The sequence below is a fragment of the Winogradskyella sp. HaHa_3_26 genome (assembly GCF_019278425.1).
GTDB classification, from domain to species: Bacteria; Bacteroidota; Bacteroidia; order Flavobacteriales; family Flavobacteriaceae; genus Winogradskyella; species Winogradskyella undariae.
In genome coordinates this window covers 3,649,778-3,674,165 of the sequence record NZ_CP058981.1, presented here as the reverse complement: position 1 = coordinate 3,674,165, position 24,388 = coordinate 3,649,778, and the positions used below count along the sequence as shown (strand labels likewise).

Sequence of the window (24,388 nt, the reverse complement as noted above, 5' to 3'; positions counted from 1 at the left end):
TATCTTTTATTCATTATTTAATCAAGCTTATTTTTAATTGATTAAAATCACTTAATTACGTATAAATATTAAAAAAATATTATTAATCTTCGTTTATTTTATTAAATCTCATACATAGCATTCTAAGATCAGCACCTATACAAGTTACGTATTTCCCAAAACTTAAAGCAATAATTTAATTTCACTAAACTGAATAAAAATCGATAATAAATAGAGACATAAAAACTATTAACACTTTAAGTTTAACAATGCCATTTTTACTTAAAAATATAGGGTTTCAAGCTTCAATAACATTTGAAAAATGATTAAATTAGCTATCAAATAATGACAGCTGTATTTTAACTAAAAAACTACATCTTTCTTTATATAAACAACAAACAAAACATAAGAAAAAAACACAACAAGAATGAGTTTATTTGGTATCGAAAAGAAACGGAAAAATTCTATTATTAAATCTAATTTTTCAAAAACTAAGGGGTTACAGTTACTAATATTATCAATTGTATTTACTAGCTGTTCACCTAAAAATAAAAGTGCTTATCAAGATTATGAATCTGATGTTTATCAAACATCTTACGCTGGTGACAATTTAAAATTACTAACCAATGATGAAGTTAAAACAACATCTGCAGATGTAAAAAAAGCAAGTTTAGAACTTCTTCCTGATAAAGAGTTTCAAAAATATTATGGTTTTGGAGCTTCATTCACAGAATCTTCAGCATGGAACCTAGCAACTATTCCCGTAGAATCTCGTAAAGAGGTTTTAACAAAACTCTTTAGCCCAACAGAAGGCGCTGGTTTTACACTTACTAGAACTCATATTAACAGTAGTGACTACTCTAACACGCACTATACTTATGTTGAAGAAGGTGACGAAGATCTTTCAACTTTTAGTATTAATGAAGATCTAAAAGGATTTAGTGGTGATGAAAACGAACAGGTAAACGGTATTGAACTAGTAGACCCTAAATATGACCTTATTCCAATGATTTTAGAAGCTTCTAGTATTCCTGGTGCTGACTTTAAAATTATTGCTTCGCCTTGGAGTCCTCCATCTTGGATGAAAACAGGAGAAACTGCTGAAATGACTAATGGAACTTTACTTCCTAAATATTATGGTCTTTGGGCAGAGTATATGTCAAAATATGTAACAGCATATAAAGAACAAGGAATTACGCTTTGGGGATTAACGCCACAAAATGAGCCTTTACACGCTAAAGATGCACAATGGGATAGCAATGGCTTTACTCCAGAACAAGGGAGAGACTTTTTAAGGGATCATCTTGGTCCTCAACTTGTAAAAGATGGTCATCTTAATCTTGATGATTTAGAGTCTGGATTACGTGTCCTTATTTACGATCATAACAAATCAACCATGAATGAATATGTAGCAGCAACTTACAATGATCCTGAAGCTTCTAAATACGCATGGGGAACTGCTTTTCATTGGTACACTAATTCTGAATTAAAAGAGAATAATTGGTATGCTTATGAATTATCTGAATTACAAAAAACATGGCCAAATAAAGGAATGATTCATTCGGAGTCTAGTATTGATATTGATGCTAAAGATCCTATAGGACAATATTGGAGAGCAAGCACAGATTACGCAGGTACTTTTGTTCCTTTTGAAACTTATGCTTACGATATAATCACAGATTTAAATCATGGAACTCAAGGCTATGTTGAATGGTGTAGTATTCTTAGCCATAAAGGACAACCGAATCCATATAATAACTTTAATAGTGCTCCTGTACTTATTAATCCTACTACTGACGAAGTAATTTACACACCATTATATTATTTATTAAGCCACTTTAGTAAATTTATTAGACCTGATGCTCATAGAATTGGTATAAATGGAGATAAAGTAAATGGAATTATTTATACTGCTGCAAAAAATACGGATGGCTCAATCGCTGTTGTTGTTTACAATAATAATGATGTTGCACATGAAATATCTTTAAAATTAGAAACAAAAAATTATACAGTACAAATTGCAGCTAAGGCTGTACAAACGATTTTATTAAGCAATAAATAAAATAGCTTTTACAAGTGCTAAAACAAATACAATTTAGCATGTATATAAAGTACATTAGGAATCATTGCTAATAACAAGATTATAAATTTTAGGGAAGTTGTCAAGTTTTAAAACGGATAGCTTCCCTAAAATAATTAATAAGATTAAAACGAAACACCAATATTCTACATAACGTTTCGGGTTGCTAAGACAGATAGAAAAAAGCTACATAATACATTATTCTTAGCATATTAATTAAATTCAAACTTAATAAATAGCTACCATATTACTATTTTTAGTTAATACATAAAATCTATAGGAATTTTCTATTTAATTATTATTTATTACTTTAGGGTTTTAAAGCACAAAATAAATTACACAAATTTGTTCTACATTATTGATATAGAACATAAAAATCGATCCCTATGAAAACTAATTTATCAAGTGTCAAATCGGAAGTAGAAAACTATGCCAAAGAATCTAATTTGACAGAATTACAAGTTGTAGAAAAACTTAAAGACTTTTATTTTAATAAAAAAGTAAACGAAAATATAAAACTCTACAAAAGAGGAAAGAAAAAAGTTAGCGAAATAAACAAAGACTTAAAAATATCTTCAAGAAGGTTTTATGCTATATTAGAAAAGAAAAAAATACCACATAAAAAGTACAATAAGTCAACTCCTGAAACAACAGAAGAGAACGACAACTAAGTCTAAAAAAACGATTGGCTTGCATTCTAAATAAGGATACAAGCCAATCGTTTTTAATAACACTTCTTTACCAATAACTGGTCGACTTAAAAAATCAAGAATCTTTTTCTTTTTTATACAAACTAGGTAAACTAATCTTAAATCTTGCTGCAACCAACCGGACTGTAATAACTACTAAACCAGCTATAATGAATAGGTAATTTCTATCTTCAAAAAAATGTAATAGCACAAAATAGGTAACACCACCTAAAATACAAGCTGTAGCATAGATCTCCTCTCTAAAAATTACAGGTATTTCATTACATAGCGTATCTCTTAAAACACCTCCAAAACACGCTGTCATTGTTCCCATAGCAATGCAAATTGTGGGATGTAAACCAGCTACAAGCCCTGTTTCAATTCCAACCACAGTATAAAGTCCGATACCAATAGTATCGAATAAAAATAGAGACTTCATTAAAAAACTAATTCGGTTTCTAATAATCACAGCAAAAGTTGCAGAACCAATAATAACATATACAAAAGTTATATTTCGCATCCAAGAGACAGGTTCAACACCAATCATAAGATCTCGCAAGGTTCCTCCTCCAACGGCAGTTACAAACGAAATTATTAAGACCCCAAATGGATCCATTCGCTTGTTCATTGCTATTAACGCACCTGATATCGCAAAAGCTATTGTTCCTAATAAATCTACAATCTGAATAAACATTGAGTCTTAAATTAAGTATTAATATAACTAAGTAAATTAAGGGGATATCCCTTTTTATTAAAATTTTAATTTACCACTTACATATTCTGGGTATAATAATTATAATCCTTAATTACTTTAGCCACAAAATCTACAGGTTTATCTGCTGTTTCAATAGATAACACCTTTAATAAGCGGACGTGTAAATTCAGAATAATATTATGATTACCTTTTCTCAAAGCATCATCATACAAATTTTTAATTGTTTGCATATCCTGATCATTTAGCATGGTTACTTGACTGTAGGTTGGCACATAATCAAGAGGAATGTCCTTTATCAATGTATCTTCAATTGTTAAAAGCTGTTTTTCGCTAATAACAGTTGTACCCGCAGCAATATCACCTAAACGTTGTCCATTTCCTTTTATCAAAATAGTAAAAGCGGCAATACCTCCAGAAGTTAAAGCAACATCTATAATACGAAGAATCCAACGTACAAAATAATTAGAAAATCCAGGTTTAGAACCATCAATTTTCACAACCCTAGTATTCATTATTATTTTCCCAACGGTCTTTCCATTCAAAAAAGTCTCTAGTAGCACATAATATAAAAACGCAGGTAGGGTTACTAATAAATAAATAGGCCACATATCTCCCATATCTAAATTTAGAGTCGTCAAAAGAAGCATAACTCCAATTGTATACAGTAAAATAATTGCGCTATCTATAAGATAACCAAGCATTCTATCACTAATACTAGCAACATTTTGATTTATCCCCACATTTTGGGCAGTTTCTATTTGAAATTCATCCATATTTTCTTTACTTTGAAAGTCTAAAAGGGAATATAATGCGCGAAGCGGCTTTTGTAAAGCAAAATAAAGATAAATGGTTAGAATTTGAAAACATTCTTGCAAATAAAACGCAATTAGATCCCGATTTACTTTCGGATCTTTACATTGAAATCACCGACCATTTAAGTTATGCTAAAACATTTTATGCTAATAGCAATACAGAGCGCTATCTTAATCAACTAGCTTCCAAGACACACCAAATTATTTATAAAACAAAAAAAGAACCTAAAAACAGATTAATTTCTTTTTTTAAAACAGAATTCCCAACACTATTTTATCAACATCAACGCGAACTTCTCATCACCTTTTTAACTTTCGCATTTTTTGTTTTTATAGGCGCCTACTCTACTGCTACAGATGCAGATTTTGTAAGATCATTTGGTTTAAATGATGCTTATGTAAATGCAACTTTAGAGAATATAGAAAAAGGAGATCCTATGGCGGTATATAAAGAACAAGGAGAATTTAATATGTTTCTTGGTATTACGCTCAACAACATAAAAGTAGCGCTTATGGCCTTTGGTTACGGCATTTTACTAGGTGTCGGAACATTATATGTTATGATGCAAAACGGAATTATGTTAGGTGGTTTTCAATACTTTTTTTACGACCAAGGCTTATTATGGGAATCTGCACGTACTATTTGGATACATGGTACAATTGAAATATCAGTTATTATTATTGCAGGTTGCGCAGGTCTTGTTATGGGAAATGGTATGCTGTTTACAGGAACTCTTCCTCGACTTGAATCCTTTAAACGTGGCGTTATAAATGGACTAAAAATATTAATGAGTACAATTCCTTTCTTTATCATTGCAGGATTTTTAGAAGGCTTTGTGACTAGACATACTGAAATGCCAGATTGGCTAGCCATATTAATTATTACAAGTTCTCTAGCTTTAATCCTATTTTACTACGTAATTTACCCCATTCAATTACATAGAAAAACTAAACAACTTTTAACTGTAAAAAACACTATAAAACTAACCAATAAACTAACCAATTAAGCATGAATAAACCCTATATCGAATTTAGAAAACAACGTGATTTTAGTGCTATCTTTAGCGATACGTTTGGCTTTATTAGAAATGAATTTAAGCTTTTTATAAAAACTATTTTTAATATTGCAGGTCCTGCTATTCTTGTTTTTATGCTTTCACTTGCTGCATATAATTATGTTGCTGGAGATCTTTTTAATTTCACAAATATCGAAGCAGCAACTTTTAACTCTAGCAATATTGCTGTTACAATCTCTGTTCTTATAATATACCTAATTTCTGCTATTGTAGCTTATATCCTTACTGCAGCAACTACACTTTTCTATATTAAATCGTACATAGACAACAAAGGAACTATCGATCCTGTAGAAATTAAAAAGAATACACTTCAATCATTTTGGTCTTTTTTTGGACTTAGTTTTTTAAAGGGTATGACGATACTTATTGCTACTATGCTCTGTGTTCTTCCGGTGCTTTATGCTATGATTCCCATGGCAATTGTTTTTAGTATTTATGTTTTTGAACCTAAACGCTCTACAACAGATGCATTTAGTAAGAGTTTTAAATTGGCAAATTCAGATTTCTGGACCGCATTTGGTGTTTTTATTGTACTAGGTATTATCTACTATATTCTTAGTATGGTATTTTCAATTCCATCAATTATATATGCTTTAGTAAGTACAGGTATTTTTTCAGGTGAAATTGATCCTTCTAACATGAGTACTTTTACTGCAGATCCTGTAATGATTGTTCTTAATGTTCTTAATACATTTTTTCAATTTTTATTAAACATCATATTAATGGTTGCCGGAGCTGTTATTTATTTCCATCTACACGAAAAAGTAAACTTTACGGGGACTTACGATCGTATTAATGAAATTGGTAAAATAGACGAATAAATGCTGACATTTAGGTGGTTTCTTTTTTGTTTTTGTATTGGGCTATTTTCAATGGCGCAACAAAATCAGCAATCTGTAAAGTTCGATGATACTTCTGTTGAAAAACAAAGTATCACCGAAGACCATTTAAAAACCTATAAAGCAGATAAAGAGTTTAATTACACAGAGGCTGTTGCTGAAGAAAATTTTATAGACAAAGCTTACCGATGGTTTCAAAATATACTGAGAAAATTTTGGGAAGCTATTTTCGGAGTTGGCACAGCTACAGGCTTTCTTTATTTTGTTTTTAGAATTCTCCCCTATCTATTATTAGCTTTTTTAATCTTTTTATTAGTTCGGTTTTTCTTAAAAGTAAATTCTAATAACCTTATAGTTAAATCAAGAAAACAGGGTTCTATACTATTTACGGAAGAAGAACAAATCATTAAAAATGAAGATATTCCTTCTTTAATACAAGAAGCTGTTAATCAAAATAATTACAGATTAGCAATTCGTTATTATTATTTATTGTCATTAAAACACCTTACGGAAAGTGACAGTATTTCTTGGAAACCTCAAAAAACTAATGAAGATTATATCAATGAAATTAGCATAGATCACTTAAAAACTGAGTTTAAAAATATCACTCGAATTTATGATTATGTATGGTATGGCGAATTTAATATTGATGCCATCAAGTTTGAAACCTTAAGACTTCCTTTTGAACATCTTAATAATACCATTACAAAACGTTGAGCAAAAAAGGTAAAATATATATCATTCTTATCGCATTTACACTTTTAGCCATTGTTGTTCTAGAAATGAACAAACCGAAGGCTGTAAATTGGTTTCCGTCTTATGCTACACATCACAAAATACCGTTTGGATCTTATGTTTTTAATGAGCAACTAAAACGTATTTCTAAAGATGTTAAAATTATAGATCGTCCACCTTTTGAGTATTTAAAAACTAATAATATTAATGGAACTTATGTTTTTTTTAATGGTGGAATTGCTTTCGGAGAAGATGAACTTAATAGTTTATTAAATTGGGTAAGTAAAGGGAATACACTTGTTGTATCTGCTGTGAATTTTGAAGAACAATTACTCGACACCTTAAATCTAGATACAAAAACGATTAATACCATAGAGAATTTTAATAACGAATATCAAGTCAATCTTGTAAATCCGGAGTTAGAAAACACTAAATCTTATAAGTACGACAGACCATATACGTTTCATTATTTTAATAAAATTGATACTTTAAAAACCTCTGTAATTGGATTAATCGACACCTATAGAGGTGAAAACAAACCCATAGAAGATTCCTTAATTAATAGTATTAAACAACCTTTTGGTAAAGGCGAAATTTTCCTCAGTACATTCCCACAAGCTTACAGCAATTATTTCATGCTGCAATCTAAAAATCATAATTACACAGCAGGACTTTTATCGTATATAGATACAACAAAACCTATTTTTATAGATACCTATTACAAATCAGGTAAAACATTTTACACCTCTCCAATGTATTTATTTTTAAATACACCCTCTTTAAAATGGGCATACTATATCATTTTAATAGGTGTTTTAATTTACATTATTTTTGAAGGTAAACGTAAGCAACGCGCAATACCAATTGTAAAACCTTTACAAAATCAGACAGTAGATTTTACAAGAACTATTGCTAATATGTATTATGAAAACGGAAAACACAAAGATATTTCTGAACATAAAATCCATCATTTTTTAGAATACATAAGAAATACCTTGCATCTTTTAACAGCTGAAATAAATGCAGATTTTATACAAAATCTGTCAGCAAGAAGTAATAATACAATTGAAGATACTAAAACCTTATTTGGGTTGATTCAAAGTATAAATCAAAAAACAGAAATCAATTCTACAGAATTAGAAAGGTTAAATACCTTGATAGAACAATTTAAATCCAATAATCAATGGAAGAAGAAAACAACATAGAACAAGATAACAACTTAAGTTTTAATAATAGAATTCAGTTAGAAGACTTAAAAAATGCAGTAGAAAGCATTAAAGCTGAGTTGAGAAAAGTTATTATTGGTCAAGATAATTTTGTTGAATTGCTTATTGTAGCATTATTAGCAGATGGACATGTTTTAATAGAAGGGGTTCCCGGAATTGCAAAAACAGTAACCGCAAAACTCTTTGCAAAGGTTCTAAAAACAGATTTTAGTCGAATTCAATTTACACCAGATTTAATGCCTAGTGATGTTTTAGGAACTTCTATTTTAAATATGAAGTCTTCAGAATTCGAATTTAAAAAAGGGCCTATCTTTTCTAACATTGTATTAATAGATGAAATTAACAGAGCACCTGCAAAAACACAAGCTGCTTTGTTTGAAACTATGGAAGAACGCCAAGCGACTATTGATGGTACAACTTATAAGTTTGATAATCCGTTTATGGTTTTAGCAACCCAAAACCCTATTGAACAAGAAGGAACTTATGCCTTACCAGAAGCGCAATTAGACCGTTTTATCTTTAAAATAAAAGTCGATTATCCGACTTTAGAAGAAGAAATAAAAATCATAGCATCTCATCACGAACGTAAAGGTGAAAAGCCTCAAGCATTAATTAATGCAATACTCGATACGGCTTCACTTGAAGATTACAAAAACAAAACACAAGAAATTCTCGTTGAAGAAAAAATCATTAAATATATCGCTGAGATTGTTTCAAAAACCAGAAACCATCCACATCTATACTTAGGAGGATCGCCAAGAGCATCAATTTCTATTTTAAATACAGCAAAAGCTTTTGCAGCAATTAATGGTCGTGATTTTGTAATTCCTGAGGATATAAAAAAATCATTAAATCCGGTATTAAATCACCGTATTATTTTAACCCCAGAACGCGAAATGGAAGGTATGACGACTGAAAATGTTATTGAAATGATTGTGCAATCCGTTGAAGTTCCTAGATAATTAAAAGTTAAAAACTAATAGTTAAGAGTTATGAGAGAATCAATTTTACGCAATAAAAGTTATGACTTTACTTTAAAGATTGTTGAGCTCTATAAATCTTTAACTTCTGAAAAAAGAGAATTTATACTTTCAAAACAATTAATGAGAAGTGGAACATCTATTGGTGCAAATATAAGAGAAGCAGAATTTGCTCAGTCTAATAAAGATTTCATTCACAAAATGAGTATTGCCTTAAAAGAAGCAAACGAAACTGATTACTGGTTATCTATTCTTAAAGATTCAAATTATATACCAAATGATTAATTTGATACACTTTACAACAAAAATCAAGAATTAATAAGAATGCTAGTATCAACTATTAAAACCATGAAAAACAAAGCTTAAAGATGTTAAAGGTTTCTCACTATTAACTTATAACTATTAGCTCTTAACTAATTATGAAATTTTTAAAATCATTATACGTACACAAACAGCTATATATTTATATAGCAATGGCTTCTGTATGTTTTCTTTTGTCTTATTGGTTTTCTATATTTTATCCTGTTGCATGGATTATTACGATCCTAATTTCAGTTTTATTATTGATAGATTTAATGTTACTCTACAAGTCTTCAGATGCTATAAATGCGAGACGAATATTACCTGATAAGTTTTCTAATAGTGATAATAACCCTGTACCAATAACCATCACAAACAAATACAGCTTTAAAACCTTTATTGATGTTATAGATGAATTGCCTGTACAGTTTCAAAAGCGAGATTTTTTATATCAAACGACTCTAAACCCGAATGAAAATCACGACTTTGATTACCTTGTAAGACCCGTAGATCGTGGTGAATATTATTTTGGACACCTAAATATCTTTGTGTCGTCTATTCTTAAAATTGTAAAACGAAGATATCAGTTTCAAAATCAGCAAATGGTCATGGTTTACCCATCGATTATTCAGATGCAGAAATATGATTTTTTAGCCATAAGCAATGCTTTAACTGAATTTGGCCTAAAAAAGATTAGAAAAATCGGGAATACTTCAGAATTCGAACAAATAAAAGAATACGTTAACGGCGATGATTTTAGAACTGTAAACTGGAAAGCCACAGCTAAACGAGGCCAATTGATGGTGAATCAGTTTCAAGATGAAAAATCCCAACCCATCTACTCTATCATTGATACAGGAAGAATAATGAAAATGCCATTTAACGGATTAAAACTGTTAGATTACGCCATTAATTCTACATTAGCATTTAGTAATGTTGCCTTAAAAAAACATGATAAAGTAGGAATGCTTTCGTTTTCAAAAAAGATAGAAGCTTTTTTACCTGCCATTCAGAAATTAACGTATCTCAATCGTATTTTAGAAACTTTATATAATATTGATACACAGTTTACAGATAGTGATTTTAGTCTACTCTACGCACAATTAAAACGAAAAGTAACACATCGTAGTCTTCTCTTATTATATACCAATTTTGAACATATTAGTGCTTTAAAACGACAATTACCTTACTTACAAGCCATTTCTAAAAAACACATGCTGGTTGTTGTTTTATTTGAAAACACAGAACTAGATATTATAATTAATGAAAATGCTGAAGATTTACAATCTATTTATCATAAAACGATAGCAGAAAAATTTGCTTTCGAAAAACGTTTGATGGTTAAAGAACTTCAAAAACACGGCATTCAATCTATTTTAACTGCTCCAGAAAATTTAACTATAAATACCATTAATAAATATTTGGAGATTAAAGCACGGGGACTTTTATAGAACAAAACATTCTTTCTTATTAAGATATTTAATAATTTTATAAAACAAAAAAGACTGCTTAAAAGCAGTCTTTTTTGTTTTTGATTTAATTTCCACTAGCAGCCTTCAATGAATCTAATTGACGTTGCAAGGCATTAATCTTATCAGAATTATCTTCTACCTTTGGAATGCTACTAATAGAATCTATCTGCTGTTCTATAATATCTTCATCTACTTTTGGTACTTCTTTATAAAAATACCCAATGCCTTCACTTGCTCTCCAAGCTTCATTTAACTGATTATAAACTTCCTCATCCCAAGTACTTGGGTGTTTTACATCAATCCAAATAACATCTCTGTATTCACTATCAATTAAAACTAAATCTGGCGTCGCAGAACCATCAAATTGTTGTGCATCTGTTGAGCTGATAGACGATATTGTTCCTAAGAAAAACATACGTTTTCTTCCTGCAATATTCTTAATATAAGGTCTAAACTCCACAGGTGTACTTGCAGACCAATCGTATTCTTTTCGAGATTCCTTAACCTTTAAAGGCATTGCAGAGACACCTGCGTAACCTTGCTTTTTTGAAGCGTGATCGTAATAATATAGCTTACCTGATCCGTCTGCTGGTACAAATACACTATAACTTAAACTGGTACGCTGATTTCCTACAGGCTCTAAACCAAACCAATGATATAATCCGCTGTAAGCATCAGAATTTGAATCTGAAAAATCAAAATCCGTAACATAAGGTTGTTGGTTTTGATCTTTTGGCATTAAAGGAATTTTTACTGCTGTTTCCATATTCCATGGTAATGGATCACTAAAACCACCTAAAAATTTTAAAGACTCTGCTTCTAACTGCGATACTTTTTCAGATAATGTATTCTGTTTCATCAAAAACGGATAATTTTTAATTTCTTCAGGACTCACATAAGTCCCTTTTCCTATAGTAATACGTTCTAAATAATCATTAAAATCATGTTCTCCATTTTCAATAATCATTACACCTCCAAAACTTGGATAAGGAAAAAAGAAGCCTTTCCATTTAATCAAACTCACGACTTGAACCCATTGCCCTGAATCATTTTTCATGTAAAATGTATCACTTGGCTCATGATTAAATAACATCCACGGATTAAAACGTTGCACTACTGCATTGTAGGTGTTTCTACTAAACTTTAAAGATTCACCTATAGAAAATGTGACATCAATACGATTTTCGTTTGAAAACCTTGGAAATGGTGTGGTACTGCTCACAGCAAATAATTCTTCCGTATTATCATTAATACGTTGCATGACATATTTTTCACTTGGCTGAATGGCCATTGTCCACTTATTCTGACCATCAACTCTTACTAAATGCGGTAACGAAACATCTTTAGTTTCTCCTACACTTTCATTCGCCATAGAAAACACATTTCTTAAGGGTTGAATACGTTCGTTTTGTGTTAATGGAAGTTCATTGATTTCAACTTTATCCATGCTATTAAACACATTGTACGTTTTCATATAATCGTACATTTTATAATGCCAACCCACAACATATAAAATTCCGAAGAAGACAATTAACAACGCCAATATCCCTAAACGGCCACCAACATTTGCAGACTTCCTGAATTTACGAAAGCCTAAAAACAGCACTAAAGCACTCATTAAAATGATGAATATATACTTACGCACAAATAATAAAACGGGTTGGTAATCGTCCCTAAAAAAGAATAATAACACTATTAGTAGCAATACTACAAGAATGGTAATTCCTTTTTGCTTCCCTCCTTTTTTCCAATATGATTTTATCATGATATAATTTCCTGTAACAACAGGAATCTCCTATTTTTTATTAATAATTGTAATCCTCTTTATTATTAAGCATCTTAGATATTCTTGATTTCTCAAGAATCTATTACATAAGACCCTTATCTTTTAAACGGTCACGTGCACTTTGCTTTTCGACCTTTGGTTCTGTATTAATATCTTCTTTTAGTTCTTCAATTTCTTTTGAATCTCTTGCCTTTAAATCTTCAAGAAAGTCTTTTCCTTTTTCTACAACATCCTCAAATTTATCTTCTAAAGAATCACTTTGTTCCTCTATAACTTCGGTTGTTTTAATCACAAAACTTGCTAAATAAGTTCCTATTAATGCTCCTACAGCAAAAGATGCAAAAGCAGATACGCCGTTATAACTGCTAAATACAGAAATTGGCGTTAAAAATTCAACAACCAAAGCAGCAACTAAAACGAAACTTACCACAAAAATGATACGTGGCAAAAGGGTTTGCTTATAAATAAATCCTTTGGGATTATCGGGACTCATTTGCAACTCTTTACTATTCACAATTTTGTTTAAAAAACGGTATGCTCCATTACCGTTAGATTCTCTCCAATACAGAAAGATTCCGAATAAAATGGCTGCGATGAAGATAACAAGTTCTATTCCCATGGTTGTTTGTTTTATATTTTAGATTCCGTATTAATTAATTACAGAATACTAACTCTTATTATATTAGTCTAAAAAACTTAGATATTGTTACTTATTCTTTGAATTACCCAATCTTTAAATGAATCTTCCCAAGTTTCGTAACTCTTATAAAATTGCTCTTTATCATACCAATACAAGAATAACATATCCTTTGGTGCAATATTAATCAGTAATTTATGAATTAAATCGCGATGTTCTGCTGATAATGATGAATGTGGTTGATGTAACGCAAAGTAAAAAGATTGTTCTACAATATCTTCAATCTTATACGCATTACTGCGTTCTAATTTTTCGAGATAAATTTCGACACTCATAACCTGCTTACGAGCATTAATATCTATTTTATTTAAATAACTTTTAAATAAGCCTTTATCATCTAAAATAGCTTGAATGGGATGTTCTGTTTCTTTAAGAAACTGTGCCAATTCAAACTTTTTAACACGATCGTAATTTGATGTTGTTATAACAGATTCTAAATCGCACTCAATAATAATGTGGTCTTTAAGCTTAGCGACTAACTCAGGTTGTGAAATGTGATAAATCAATACATCGTGAATGGTATCTTTGATGGCTTCTTTATAATTTTTTTCATCTTTAAAAATAACGATTGGTTTTATAAAATCGCGAAGTAAATACACGCCTCCAAAAGCTCTAGTAAAAAATGAACTGGTTGTAAAATGTAAAGTCTCTATATTTAAATCTCGCGCTCTTAAATCTCCATAAGTTTTAGCCGAATTTAGTAACTGTTGCTGAATATCTTCATCAATAAAATTATTTCCATTTCTAAATTTATCAACGAGTTGTAATTGTTCTGTTTGCTTTTCTTCTAAATTATCAATAAGCCTAAATGTAATTGCAACATCTTTATATTTTAAAACGTCTAAAGGCTCATAAAACACATCTATATTTTGATCAAATTCTATACAAATTGCAGAGTCCCGGGTAATATCATTAATCTTTTCTCCATGTGTTTTAAACACTAATTTCATCATTTCTCTATCAAAAGAATGAAATGGCAAATAGACTGGTTTCCCTTTTTGTAATGGTGAAATTATAATTCCGTTTGGATTAGCTTCACCTTGATTAAGGTATTGCATATTCTTCTTTTCTTCTGCAACTTCAGGACTCCAACCTACGCCGTCAATAGAAAATGACTTGAGATTGGTTTCTGTAAACCCTAAAGTTTTTAGGCATTTATTATAACGATCTACTAATTTTCCGCTAACAGGAATTAGTTCACTTCTAAATAAATTAGCTTGTTTTAATTTGTCCATCTTCATTTTCCACTAAAGTGGAATACTATTTTTGTTATTCCTGAGAAAGCAGGAATCTAATTATTATAACAACTTATTGATTTGCGCATACTGTACTAACATAATTGTTTTTGCATCAATAATTTCTTCGGTTTCAATCATACTGATAACTTTAGAAAACGGAAGTTCTAATACTTCAATCTCTTCATTTTCACTTTCCAATCCGCCTCCATCACTTATTTTTAAAGCATCGGTATATTCTGCTACATAAAGAAATAATTTTTCGGTTAATGCACCTGGTGAAGTGTAAGTTTTAAACACTTCTTTAGCCTCACTAATTTTATAACCAACTTCTTCTTCTGTTTCTCTAAGAATGGTTGCTAAGGGCTTATCACTATGTTCTATAGAACCAGCACAAACCTCAATAGACATGCCTTCACTTTTAGTGTTTTCATAAATTGGCATTCGGAATTGCTTGGTTAAAATAACAGTTCCCTTTTCTACATTATATAAAAATATTGCTGCTCCATCTCCACGATTGTAACACTCTCTTGAAATCGATTTCCATTCTCCATTTTTAAATTGGTATTCGTAATCAATTTTATCTAAAGTAGCCCAATCCTTAGAAAGGTTTGTTCTTTTTATATTTTTTAAATTTTTCATGAGATTCCTCTTCACTCATGCCTGGTTATATTGGATTAACAATAACTGAGCACTTCTACTTTTTAATTTATTACTTATTCCCAAACAGCTCGCGAGCCTTACTATCAATATTCATTTGGTTTATTCTAGAATCTACTTGACGTTTAAAATCGGTATCTGCAATAGTAGCAACATTATCTAAATAACGAATCACTTCTTGTCGTCTTATATCTGAAAAGTTTAAACCTTTCATATTAGATTTCATCAACTCTTGAAGCATATTAAACTTAGTTTCGTAATTCTTTTTGAAATACTTTTCAGGATGCTCAAACCAATCTTGTTCTAAATCAAAATCTGTTAATCGTAATGAAATTGCCGATTGAATATTACGCACATCTCTTGAAGAGAAAAATGGAAATATCTTCTGAATTTCTTTATATAATGCGGCATAAAACATATGATCAGTCGTTTCATGAAGCTTTTCTACCTTATCAAAAGTTTCATGAACACGAGCTTCAGAAGGCACATCAATAGTATTTAAAATCTCCCCCATACTATTAGCTAAGCCCTGTTCTGATAAATATTTATAGACTTCAGGATCCTTCATATTTACAAAATCTGGCATCGTATCTTGTAATTTTTTCCACCAAATATAATCTTGATCTACAAAATCGTGTTCAGAACGTGCACCATCAATTTTAAAACGACCTTGCACACGCGAAATCACGGCTTTATCTAACATCTCAGGTAAATTGGTAAATAACCCAATTGAGCTATTTCCATAATTAACGGCATAAGCACCTTCTGTATATCTTAAAAAGACACCAATAACTTCTTTCACACCAGCAGAAACACCTTGAGAGGTTCGTTCTTGTAAATTATTTTCAGCATCATCTATAGGTGCAAAAATTAATTTAGTTGGATCTTGTAAAGGTTTCATCCATTCTACCATTTTTTCGGCAGAACCACCTTGAAACGTACTAATTAAAGTATCTGGCATAGGGTGAAACAAAAACGGAATGTCTAAATTATCGGCATGTTCTTTTAATCGTGTTGCAATGGCAGCAATCAGCATACTTTTTCCTGTTCCTGGAATTCCGTACCCCATAAATACAGGCATAAATCCTCCTAATTCTTGAAACGGATTTTTCTTTGCTTCAAAATCATAGCTTAACATACGCTCGGTTAAACGGCGGCCAAAATGTTTAGCATCTTTGTTTCCTACAATTTGTTCGAACTGAATTTTATTGAATTCAATACTCTTTGCGGTTCCTGAAAAAGCATTATCCCAACCTGAAATAGCAAACTCTGATTTCTCGAGCTTATAGGTTCTATCTACAATAGTTTCCGTGTATTCTAAAGTGCTTTTACGTAATTGAATTTCTTCAATTAAAGCTTCAAAATAAACCACTGTAAAATCTAAAACATCTCTATCTGATTTAATAATCTCTGGATGACCTAAATATTTATCATAATAAAATAACTGGCAAGAAATTCCTTTTAAAGGTGTTAAAAAGGACACTTCAGGAATTCCTGCAAATTTCTGCTTCATTACTGATAAATCTTCAGAAGCATGAGGTTTTAAATCGTGTAAAATTTTATAAGCTATTGAAAACAACATAAATGCTGTTGACGTATGCATTTTACTTTCGTACTCACGTCTTCCTGAACTATCTAAAGCGGATTTATTTTCACTTAAACTTGATAATCCTGAAGCATCGTAATAAGAATCCTTGATCCAAGTTCCTAGCACAATCCCTTCTTGAACGGCATATAAAGTTTGGTTTAAGAAAATAGGAAGTGCAACAGATTCTGGCAATAAACGTTTCTTTAGTGCCAAAATAGTTTTAGAAACGGAAGTTACATTAACATTACTTCCATTATTGGCTCGCGATAAATACAAAAGAATAGATTCGTCTTTAGCATCATTATCTTTGCTTTTTGCACGTTGACTCTGCTCCCACTGAATAGATTTTAAATAAGTGGTAGCTTCATCACGAAGCATATCGAGTTCATTTTGTTTTATAGGAAAAGTTGAGTTGTGTTCCATATTTTTATAGTCTTCAGTCCTTAGTATGCAGTCTTCAGTGCTTACTGTTGAGGCTTATCTCGGACTTATTTATATTTTATAATCCGAATTTATTAGGGTTCTTGATCATATAATTGATAAGTTTTCCTATTTCTTCGCTTTTATATTGTAATTCTTGTTTCTTAATTTCTGTTATATATCCACATGCTAAAGCAAAATCTAACCATAATTGTGTTTCAGAATTTTCACTATCTGCATCCGATAATTTACTTTTAAAATGCTTTTCATATTGCCGTTTTCGATAACCTTCAGCAATATTTGAACATACAGATCTACTTGACCTAATCATTTGTGATGTTAAACCAAACATTTCAGACTTAGGAAAATCTTTAGTCAATTGGAATATTTCCATTGCTAACTCGAATCCTTTTTGATAAGCCAATAATGTTTTAAATGACATATTCTTTTTTACTTTTCATTACTGAAAACTGAAGACTGGATACTGCTTACTTGAACTGGTGACATCGCCAACTTATTCATAATTTCAGGTGTTTTATTGTATAGCATTTGAATGATACGATGTGGTGCAAAAATATAACGCTGCCTATACATAGCATCCCAGCGTTGAAAGGTTTGTTTACTAAAAAAGCTACCTTCTTTAAATTCGCTACTCGATTTTAATTCATCTATTTTAAGAGATATAGCATAAGATTCTAACGGAATCTCTTTGTTTGCTATACTCTGCAAAATGGCATGCGTTAATTTATTTTCGTCCTTTGCAAATACATTGTGAATTGGTCCTAAATCCACACGTTTTATAAGCTTCGGAAATACTTTTGGTAAACGTTTATCTATTCCGTAAGCCATGGTATCGAAAGCCATTTCTCTATCTGCAACATTTTTTAGGGTTTCATAGATTTCATCTTTATAACTTTCTACATTTTTACCATCGTAATTAAAATACATATAACAAACAAACGGTCGGTTATGAGATACATCATAGAAACTCCAACTTACTAAATGTTCTGCTACAGAACCTTCTGGTGCTGGTATAATCTTTCCTTGTACAAAACGATTAAAAATATATTCCTTTTTAGCTGAAGAATAATAGACTATGGATGCAGCTTGAAAGAGTTTTCGTTTCGGAATTGGCTCTTTTTTTCGCATTAAAGTATCTAAGAATTCATCTTTTAGTGTTTCAATACCTGTGAGCTTTTCTAAGTAATCTTCTCGTAAAGCTAAATCGTTAAAGAGATAACGGAATTCTAAATAATTTGGAAAACTAGAATCTGTTAAATCAACCTTCATATTTTCCTCGTCGTCATACATGTATTTTACACGCATAGCTTCTATAGAATACAGTAACAAATCACTGTATTGCTTAAATAAGAGTAATTCTTGTTGATTTAATATTTGCTTTTCTTGTACCGCAACAATGAGTTCCTTGAGCGAGAAATCTATCATTTTATGATAGAACACGTATTGCTCTTTGGAATCTAAAATTGCGGAATCTAAAGGTGTAACGATCATTTTTAGTAAACAGTTGGTTGTATTCAGTTAGCTCTAAGTTATGTTATGAATACATTTTTTAAAGATTATACTTTTCTTTACATATATGAATTTCGGAAACAATTTTCTCTCCATTTTTGCCATAATTGATTTCCGTTTTTAACTCACATTCTTCATGATCATTGGTGTGAATAATAAAAATTATAGAGCCAATAGAAATTAAAATGACAATCACTGAAAAAAGAAACGTTTTATTCATAATCTATTTTATTCTAAAATCATTTTTTTGTTTTATATCCCATTTACGCTTTACAATAAAAATCAAGAAAAGGAAAAAAGAAGAAACTGCAGAAACAGATAAAGTTGAAATAATATCTTTTTCATAAAATAAAAAATAACTCACAATTGAATTAATTGCAAAAAAAACAATTACGAATAGCAATAACCCTCTATTAGTCATAACCTTACTTATGTTTTAATTATTAAATTTTATCTTTCTTGAGAATTATTCTTCCTTTTTTGAGCTCGAGTAAACGCGTTAAGAATTAATTTCTCATTTCTATTGTTCTCATGATTACTTTCCCCAAAAAACGGCATCCTTTTTTCTTTTTCTTAAAAAAGATATAATGGAAAGCCTAACCTACTTTTGCCTTTAAAACAAAAGTAGGTAACGCTATTATTAAATTACCCTAACAAATCATCTTCAGTAGATGCTGGTTTTGGTGCACTAGCTGGTTTTCCTGCTGTATCTCCTGAAGGAGCATTTGCATCTGCTGCGTAGTAATCTTCAAAAATTTCTTTCATATCAATGCCGTAACGCTCTGCAAAATTCTTCTGAATAGATTTATCCTTCTCTCTAATTTCTTGCAACGCTTCAGCATAACTTCCGTAAACACCTTGCATCACTTTTTCGTGCACAGGAATATTATCCATCATTTCTTGACGTGCACGAGCACTTGCGGTATGCATTGCTGCTAACGTTTCACCAATGTGCTCATCTGTTTTAACCCCTAAATGTTCTAGTATTGCTGCAAATTCTTGATCTGTACGTGCTTTTAAAGCCACAACATAACCATCATAATACTTAAGACGCTCGTCTGTATCACTCTTTAATTTTGCGCGATGTGTTTGTAAATTACTACGTAACGACGTTAATACTTTAATCGTTAAATTATGCTTGTGTACAAAACTATCTTTTGAAGCTGCAAGCGTAGTGTAAGCATTTTTAAGCCCTTCTAACTCCTCTACTTTTTGCTCTAAAGTAGTCACTTTACTCAATGCATCAGAGTATTCTGTAGATTGCTTATCCGATACTTCTTCTAAAGCCTGACGTGCTTGTTTTAATAAAGCATATTCCGTTTCCAGCTTATCCTCTACTTCTTTTTTCTTTTGAAGTGCTTTTGTGTGATTATTAGAAGCGTCTACAATAGCTGTTTTAAGACTTTCTTCAACTTCTTTAATTTCTACTTCTCTATCTTTTAAACGTTTGATAGCTGCCTGACTCTTAAATGACAATTCATTTAATAAAGTCTGAATATCTGCAGTTTCAATACGCTGCTGAAACATCGCTTTTGCTTCATTATCTGCTGCATCACGTGTTTTTTGTGCATTTTTAAGTTCTGCTTCTGCATCGCTAATTTTGCTTTTTCTTCCCCACAGGTTATTCCACCATGTATCTGGTTTATTATTAGCATCTTCAAGCTCTACTTTAGCACGCTCTAAACGTTTAATAGCATCATCTATTACTTTTTGCTCTGAAGCATTTAATGCCGAAAAACCTTCGAACATAATTCCCACTTCATCTTGATAATCTGTTAAGTCTTTAATAGCATCTAATAAGGTAGAACGGTCTTTTTCTGCCATATCTACAACATTATCTAACGTTGCATTCAATATTTTCTGACGACTTTCGGGATCATCTTCCTGAGCAAGCTTAGACTTCATTTGGTCTATGGCTTTACCCCAGTTAACATCGACTTTCTCAGTTTTTTCTTGTGAGTTGGTTTCTAATAAATCAAAATCATCAGACATATTTTGGTAGTTTTAAGGTTGAATAGTTTTAGGTTAACAATTTCGGTAAATTTTATGATTATAAAAACTTTACTTACTAATTATATGTAGCTAATGTTATAAAAATGTTACACTCTGATCGTTTTTAATGCAGAATCAATATCTTTATAAAAAACCAAAAATAACATGAAAACACTGACACACATCTTATTACTAGGTATTATCACAACTACTTTTAATTGTAAAAATGATACTAAAAAAGAAATTACAACCACCACTATAACAGAAACAAATGTAAAACCAACACCAACCAAATCTTCGTTAAAAATCATCCCTATCTCTCATGCAACAATGGTTTTAGAGACAGAAAATGAAACGATCTATGTTGACCCAACTGGTGGAGCAGAAGCTTTTGAAGGACAAAAAACACCAACTTTAATATTGATTACAGATATTCATGGTGATCATTTAAACCTTGAAACTTTAGAAGGAATAGACATGTCTAAAGCAACACTTATTGCACCAGCTGCGGTTGTAGAAAAATTATCAGATAGTATTGCTTCTAAAATTATAACCTTAAAAAATGATGATTCTTTTGATTTTGAAGGGATAAATATTGAAGCTATCCCCATGTATAATCTTAGAGAAGAGGCTTTAAAATTTCACATTAAAGGCAGAGGAAATGGCTATTTATTAACTGTAAATGATGAACGTATCTATATTTCTGGTGATACAGAAGACATCCCAGAAATGCGAAATCTAAAAAATATTGATATCGCTTTTGTTTGTATGAATTTACCATATACAATGCCTGTAGAAAGTGCAGCAAGTGCTGTGTTAGATTTTAAACCAAAAAAAGTATATCCTTATCATTATAGAGGAACGGAAGGTTTAAGTGATATTAATAAATTTAAAGCTTTGGTAAATGAAGGTGATAAATCTATAGAAGTTATCTTTTTAGATTGGTATTAACAAAAAAAAATAAATTTGTTAATAAGTTTACAAAAACGTTGAATTTAGCTTAAAAACAGTGTGTTTTATCGGATTAAACAGTTGGTTAATCGGTGTAATTTAACCTATTCCCCTCCAAATAATTTAATATTAAGCACTTAACATTCAGTTTTTATTTATATTAGCAGTATAATATAGACCCCAATATCTAAATACGAATTCGATGCTTAATATTTCACTCATCAAGCCTTTAGTTGTGACGACATCAGAACTGACTATGATCTTAATCATCGTTGCCTCTATATTTTTAGTTTTTATACTTGTAGCAATTATAAAAATGCATAAACTTAAGATTGAGAATAAAAAATTAATGGAATCGAATGCCTTTAAAGATATTGATGAAACTTATAAGGATTTTACAGGAGGCCACCTTTACGGAGATAACTAAACTCATCAATTAATTATGGTATTAAATTTTATACTTAGAACGAGAACTATATCTAATTCCTCTTATTCAGATAAGATGATTAGCGTATTATCAATAGGTTTAATAACAATACTTATTTTATGGTTATTGCTTTATCTTAAATCTCGAAAATTAAAAGCTAAAATAAAACGTTTAGAAAACAAGAAAGAAAATTTATAGAAACAAAAAAGTCAGCAATTTGCTGACTTTTTTGTTTCTATAATAAGTTGAAAATATTATCTCACTAATTTTTTATACTTAATTCGTTTTGGCATTAAATCTCCACCTAAACGTTTCTTTTTATTTTCTTCATATTCACTAAATCCACCTTCAAAGAAATAGACTTGAGAATCTCCTTCAAACGCTAAAATATGTGTACATATTCTATCTAAAAACCATCTATCATGACTAATTACTACGGCACAACCAGCAAAGTTTTCAAGCCCTTCTTCCAATGCTCTCAATGTATTAACATCCAGGTCGTTAGTTGGCTCATCTAAAAGTAATACATTACCTTCCTCTTTAAGCGTCATAGCAAGGTGTAAACGGTTACGTTCACCACCAGAAAGCAATTTAACTTTCTTGTTTTGCTCACCTCCTGAGAAATTAAATCGACTTAAATAAGCTCTAGAATTTACTTCTTTTCCGCCCATCATTACCAACTCTTGCTCATCACTAAAGTTTTGCCAAATTGTTTTTTCAGGATCTATATTAGAATGCTTCTGATCAACGTAAGCAATCTTAGCGGTTTCACCCACTTTAAACTCACCTTTATCAGGAGTTTCCTCCCCCATTATCATTCTGAAGATTGTAGTTTTACCAGCACCATTGGGACCAATAACACCTACAATACCTGCTTGAGGAAGATTAAATTTTAAATCGTCATATAACAATTTATCTTCATAACCTTTAGCAACACCAGCAGCTTCGATAACATTTGTTCCTAAACGTGGACCATTAGGAATATAGATTTCAAGTTTTTCATCAAGTTGTTTTTGATCTTGACTCATTAACTTATCATAATTCTTTAAACGTGCTTTTTGTTTTGTTTGACGTCCTTTTGCTCCTTGACGTACCCAGTCTAGCTCTCGTTCTAATGTTTTTTGACGCTTAGAAGCAGTTTTACTTTCTTGAGCCATACGTGTAGATTTTTGATCTAACCAAGAAGAATAATTTCCTTTCCAAGGAATCCCTTCACCTCTATCTAACTCTAAAATCCAACCAGCAACATTATCTAAGAAATATCTATCGTGTGTTACAGCGATTACGGTTCCTTTATATTGTGCTAAATGATGTTCTAACCAATGTACAGATTCTGCATCCAAGTGGTTAGTAGGTTCATCTAATAATAAAACATCTGGTTCTTGTAGTAATAAGCGACATAAAGCAACACGACGACGTTCACCACCTGAAAGCACACCAATTTTCTTATCACCGTCTGGAGTTCTTAAAGCATCCATAGCGATTTCTAATTTGGTATCTAATTCCCAAGCATTAGATGCGTCAATTTGATCTTGAAGTTCCGCTTGACGATTCATAAGCTTTTCCATTTTATCTGGATTGCTATAAACCTCCTCTAAACCAAACTGATCATTAATACTATTATATTCATCAAGAATTGCAACGGTTTCAGCTGCACCTTCTCTAACAATTTCCATTACAGTTTTATCATCATCTAATTTAGGTTCTTGTTCTAAGTACCCAACAGAGTAACCAGGTTGAAAAACCACATCACCTTGATAATTTTTATCTACTCCAGCAATAATTTTTAATAATGTAGATTTACCAGATCCATTAAGTCCTAGAATACCAATTTTGGCACCATAAAAGAAGCTTAAGTATATATTTTTTAAAACAGGTGTATTCGCTCCAGGAAAAGTCTTAGTTAGACCAGACATAGCGAAAATCACTTTTTTATCATCACTCATAATTCTTTGTAATTTTTTGTAAAGTTAAACATTACTATAATATTCAATACGGCTTACATACGACCTTTTAGAGCATTAAAAACCCATGCTATACAATAGAATCCTCCTCCAACAGCTGCAAATCCCCAACCTGCAACATCATCGTATCTAAATGCACCTAAGGCAATCAATCCGCATCCTACAAATACCATTATCCATGTAGCCCAAGCCAATACTGTGTTTTTATTCATTGCCATAGTCAATCCTTATTTAA

General features: G+C 31.0%; 23 protein-coding genes. 11 read left to right on the top strand and 12 right to left on the bottom strand.

Annotation, left to right across the window (positions count from 1 at the left end; genetic code table 11):
• Positions 1–406: 406 nt before the first annotated feature.
• Positions 407–2,041, top strand: a complete 1,635-nt coding sequence (locus H0I32_RS15860; protein ID WP_179314522.1) for a glycoside hydrolase family 30 protein — start codon at positions 407–409, stop codon at positions 2,039–2,041.
• 404 nt (positions 2,042–2,445) lie between these two features.
• Positions 2,446–2,730, top strand: a complete 285-nt coding sequence (locus H0I32_RS15855) for a hypothetical protein (RefSeq protein ID WP_173589438.1) — start codon at positions 2,446–2,448, stop codon at positions 2,728–2,730.
• Positions 2,731–2,824: 94 nt separating this feature from the next.
• Here H0I32_RS15855 and H0I32_RS15850 read toward each other — a convergent pair whose 3' ends face one another.
• Entirely contained in the window at positions 2,825–3,442 is a 618-nt protein-coding gene (locus tag H0I32_RS15850) for a trimeric intracellular cation channel family protein (protein WP_179314521.1), read from the bottom strand.
• Between the two features lie 77 nt (positions 3,443–3,519).
• On the bottom strand, positions 3,520–4,236 hold the full coding sequence (locus H0I32_RS15845) for an RDD family protein (protein WP_173589436.1): 717 nt from the start codon (positions 4,234–4,236) through the stop codon (positions 3,520–3,522).
• Between the two features lie 35 nt (positions 4,237–4,271).
• Between H0I32_RS15845 and H0I32_RS15840 the strand changes: the two genes are divergently transcribed.
• From H0I32_RS15840 to H0I32_RS15810, 7 genes are all read left to right on the top strand, one after another.
• Positions 4,272–5,282 carry a stage II sporulation protein M gene (locus H0I32_RS15840; RefSeq protein ID WP_179314520.1) on the top strand — a complete coding sequence of 337 codons (1,011 nt, stop codon included), beginning with the start codon at positions 4,272–4,274 and terminating at the stop codon, positions 5,280–5,282.
• Positions 5,283–5,284: 2 nt separating this feature from the next.
• Positions 5,285–6,172, top strand: coding sequence for a hypothetical protein (locus H0I32_RS15835; RefSeq protein WP_179314519.1), 888 nt, complete (start codon positions 5,285–5,287; stop codon positions 6,170–6,172).
• A complete protein-coding gene (locus H0I32_RS15830; protein WP_179314518.1) occupies positions 6,173–6,907 on the top strand; it encodes a DUF4129 domain-containing protein in 735 nt (244 codons plus the stop codon).
• A complete protein-coding gene (locus tag H0I32_RS15825; RefSeq protein WP_179314517.1) occupies positions 6,904–8,130 on the top strand; it encodes a DUF4350 domain-containing protein in 1,227 nt (408 codons plus the stop codon). Before H0I32_RS15830 ends, H0I32_RS15825 begins: the two co-directional genes overlap by 4 nt.
• Positions 8,109–9,113, top strand: a complete 1,005-nt coding sequence (locus H0I32_RS15820) for an AAA family ATPase (RefSeq protein WP_173589431.1) — start codon at positions 8,109–8,111, stop codon at positions 9,111–9,113. The genes H0I32_RS15825 and H0I32_RS15820 overlap by 22 nt, the downstream gene beginning before the upstream one ends.
• 30 nt (positions 9,114–9,143) lie before the next feature.
• The gene (locus H0I32_RS15815) at positions 9,144–9,416 is read left to right on the top strand and encodes a four helix bundle protein (protein ID WP_317166999.1); all 273 of its coding nucleotides are present in this window, start codon (positions 9,144–9,146) and stop codon (positions 9,414–9,416) included.
• Between the two features lie 134 nt (positions 9,417–9,550).
• Complete coding sequence (locus H0I32_RS15810; protein ID WP_179314516.1) at positions 9,551–10,882, top strand: DUF58 domain-containing protein; 1,332 nt, start codon at positions 9,551–9,553, stop codon at positions 10,880–10,882.
• Positions 10,883–10,967: 85 nt separating this feature from the next.
• Here H0I32_RS15810 and H0I32_RS15805 read toward each other — a convergent pair whose 3' ends face one another.
• The 8 genes from H0I32_RS15805 to H0I32_RS15770 form a co-directional block, all read right to left on the bottom strand.
• Positions 10,968–12,668: a hypothetical protein gene (locus H0I32_RS15805; RefSeq protein ID WP_179314515.1), complete on the bottom strand. Its 1,701-nt coding sequence runs from the start codon at positions 12,666–12,668 to the stop codon at positions 10,968–10,970.
• Positions 12,669–12,771: 103 nt separating this feature from the next.
• Entirely contained in the window at positions 12,772–13,308 is a 537-nt protein-coding gene (locus H0I32_RS15800; RefSeq protein WP_179314514.1) for a YtxH domain-containing protein, read from the bottom strand.
• Positions 13,309–13,385: 77 nt separating this feature from the next.
• Complete coding sequence (locus tag H0I32_RS15795; protein WP_179314513.1) at positions 13,386–14,621, bottom strand: DUF6638 family protein; 1,236 nt, start codon at positions 14,619–14,621, stop codon at positions 13,386–13,388.
• A 63-nt stretch (positions 14,622–14,684) separates the two neighbouring features.
• A complete protein-coding gene (locus H0I32_RS15790) occupies positions 14,685–15,263 on the bottom strand; it encodes an NUDIX domain-containing protein (RefSeq protein WP_173589425.1) in 579 nt (192 codons plus the stop codon).
• Between the two features lie 70 nt (positions 15,264–15,333).
• A complete protein-coding gene (locus tag H0I32_RS15785; RefSeq protein ID WP_179314512.1) occupies positions 15,334–17,292 on the bottom strand; it encodes an AAA family ATPase in 1,959 nt (652 codons plus the stop codon).
• Between the two features lie 76 nt (positions 17,293–17,368).
• Entirely contained in the window at positions 17,369–17,731 is a 363-nt protein-coding gene (locus H0I32_RS15780) for a four helix bundle protein (RefSeq protein WP_173589423.1), read from the bottom strand.
• Positions 17,732–17,739: 8 nt separating this feature from the next.
• Positions 17,740–18,801: a hypothetical protein gene (locus tag H0I32_RS15775; RefSeq protein WP_179314511.1), complete on the bottom strand. Its 1,062-nt coding sequence runs from the start codon at positions 18,799–18,801 to the stop codon at positions 17,740–17,742.
• Between the two features lie 663 nt (positions 18,802–19,464).
• Positions 19,465–20,811, bottom strand: a complete 1,347-nt coding sequence (locus H0I32_RS15770; RefSeq protein WP_179314510.1) for a microtubule-binding protein — start codon at positions 20,809–20,811, stop codon at positions 19,465–19,467.
• A gap of 165 nt (positions 20,812–20,976) precedes the next feature.
• On the opposite strand from H0I32_RS15770, the gene H0I32_RS15765 reads away from it, so the two are divergent.
• Positions 20,977–21,762 carry an MBL fold metallo-hydrolase gene (locus H0I32_RS15765; RefSeq protein ID WP_179314509.1) on the top strand — a complete coding sequence of 262 codons (786 nt, stop codon included), beginning with the start codon at positions 20,977–20,979 and terminating at the stop codon, positions 21,760–21,762.
• 202 nt (positions 21,763–21,964) lie between these two features.
• Entirely contained in the window at positions 21,965–22,189 is a 225-nt protein-coding gene (locus H0I32_RS15760) for a hypothetical protein (RefSeq protein ID WP_173589419.1), read from the top strand.
• A 254-nt stretch (positions 22,190–22,443) separates the two neighbouring features.
• Here H0I32_RS15760 and ettA read toward each other — a convergent pair whose 3' ends face one another.
• Complete coding sequence (ettA, locus tag H0I32_RS15755) at positions 22,444–24,135, bottom strand: energy-dependent translational throttle protein EttA (RefSeq protein ID WP_179314508.1); 1,692 nt, start codon at positions 24,133–24,135, stop codon at positions 22,444–22,446.
• A 53-nt stretch (positions 24,136–24,188) separates the two neighbouring features.
• The gene (locus H0I32_RS15750) at positions 24,189–24,371 is read right to left on the bottom strand and encodes a CAL67264 family membrane protein (RefSeq protein ID WP_173589417.1); all 183 of its coding nucleotides are present in this window, start codon (positions 24,369–24,371) and stop codon (positions 24,189–24,191) included.
• Between the last annotated feature and the right edge of the window lie 17 nt (positions 24,372–24,388).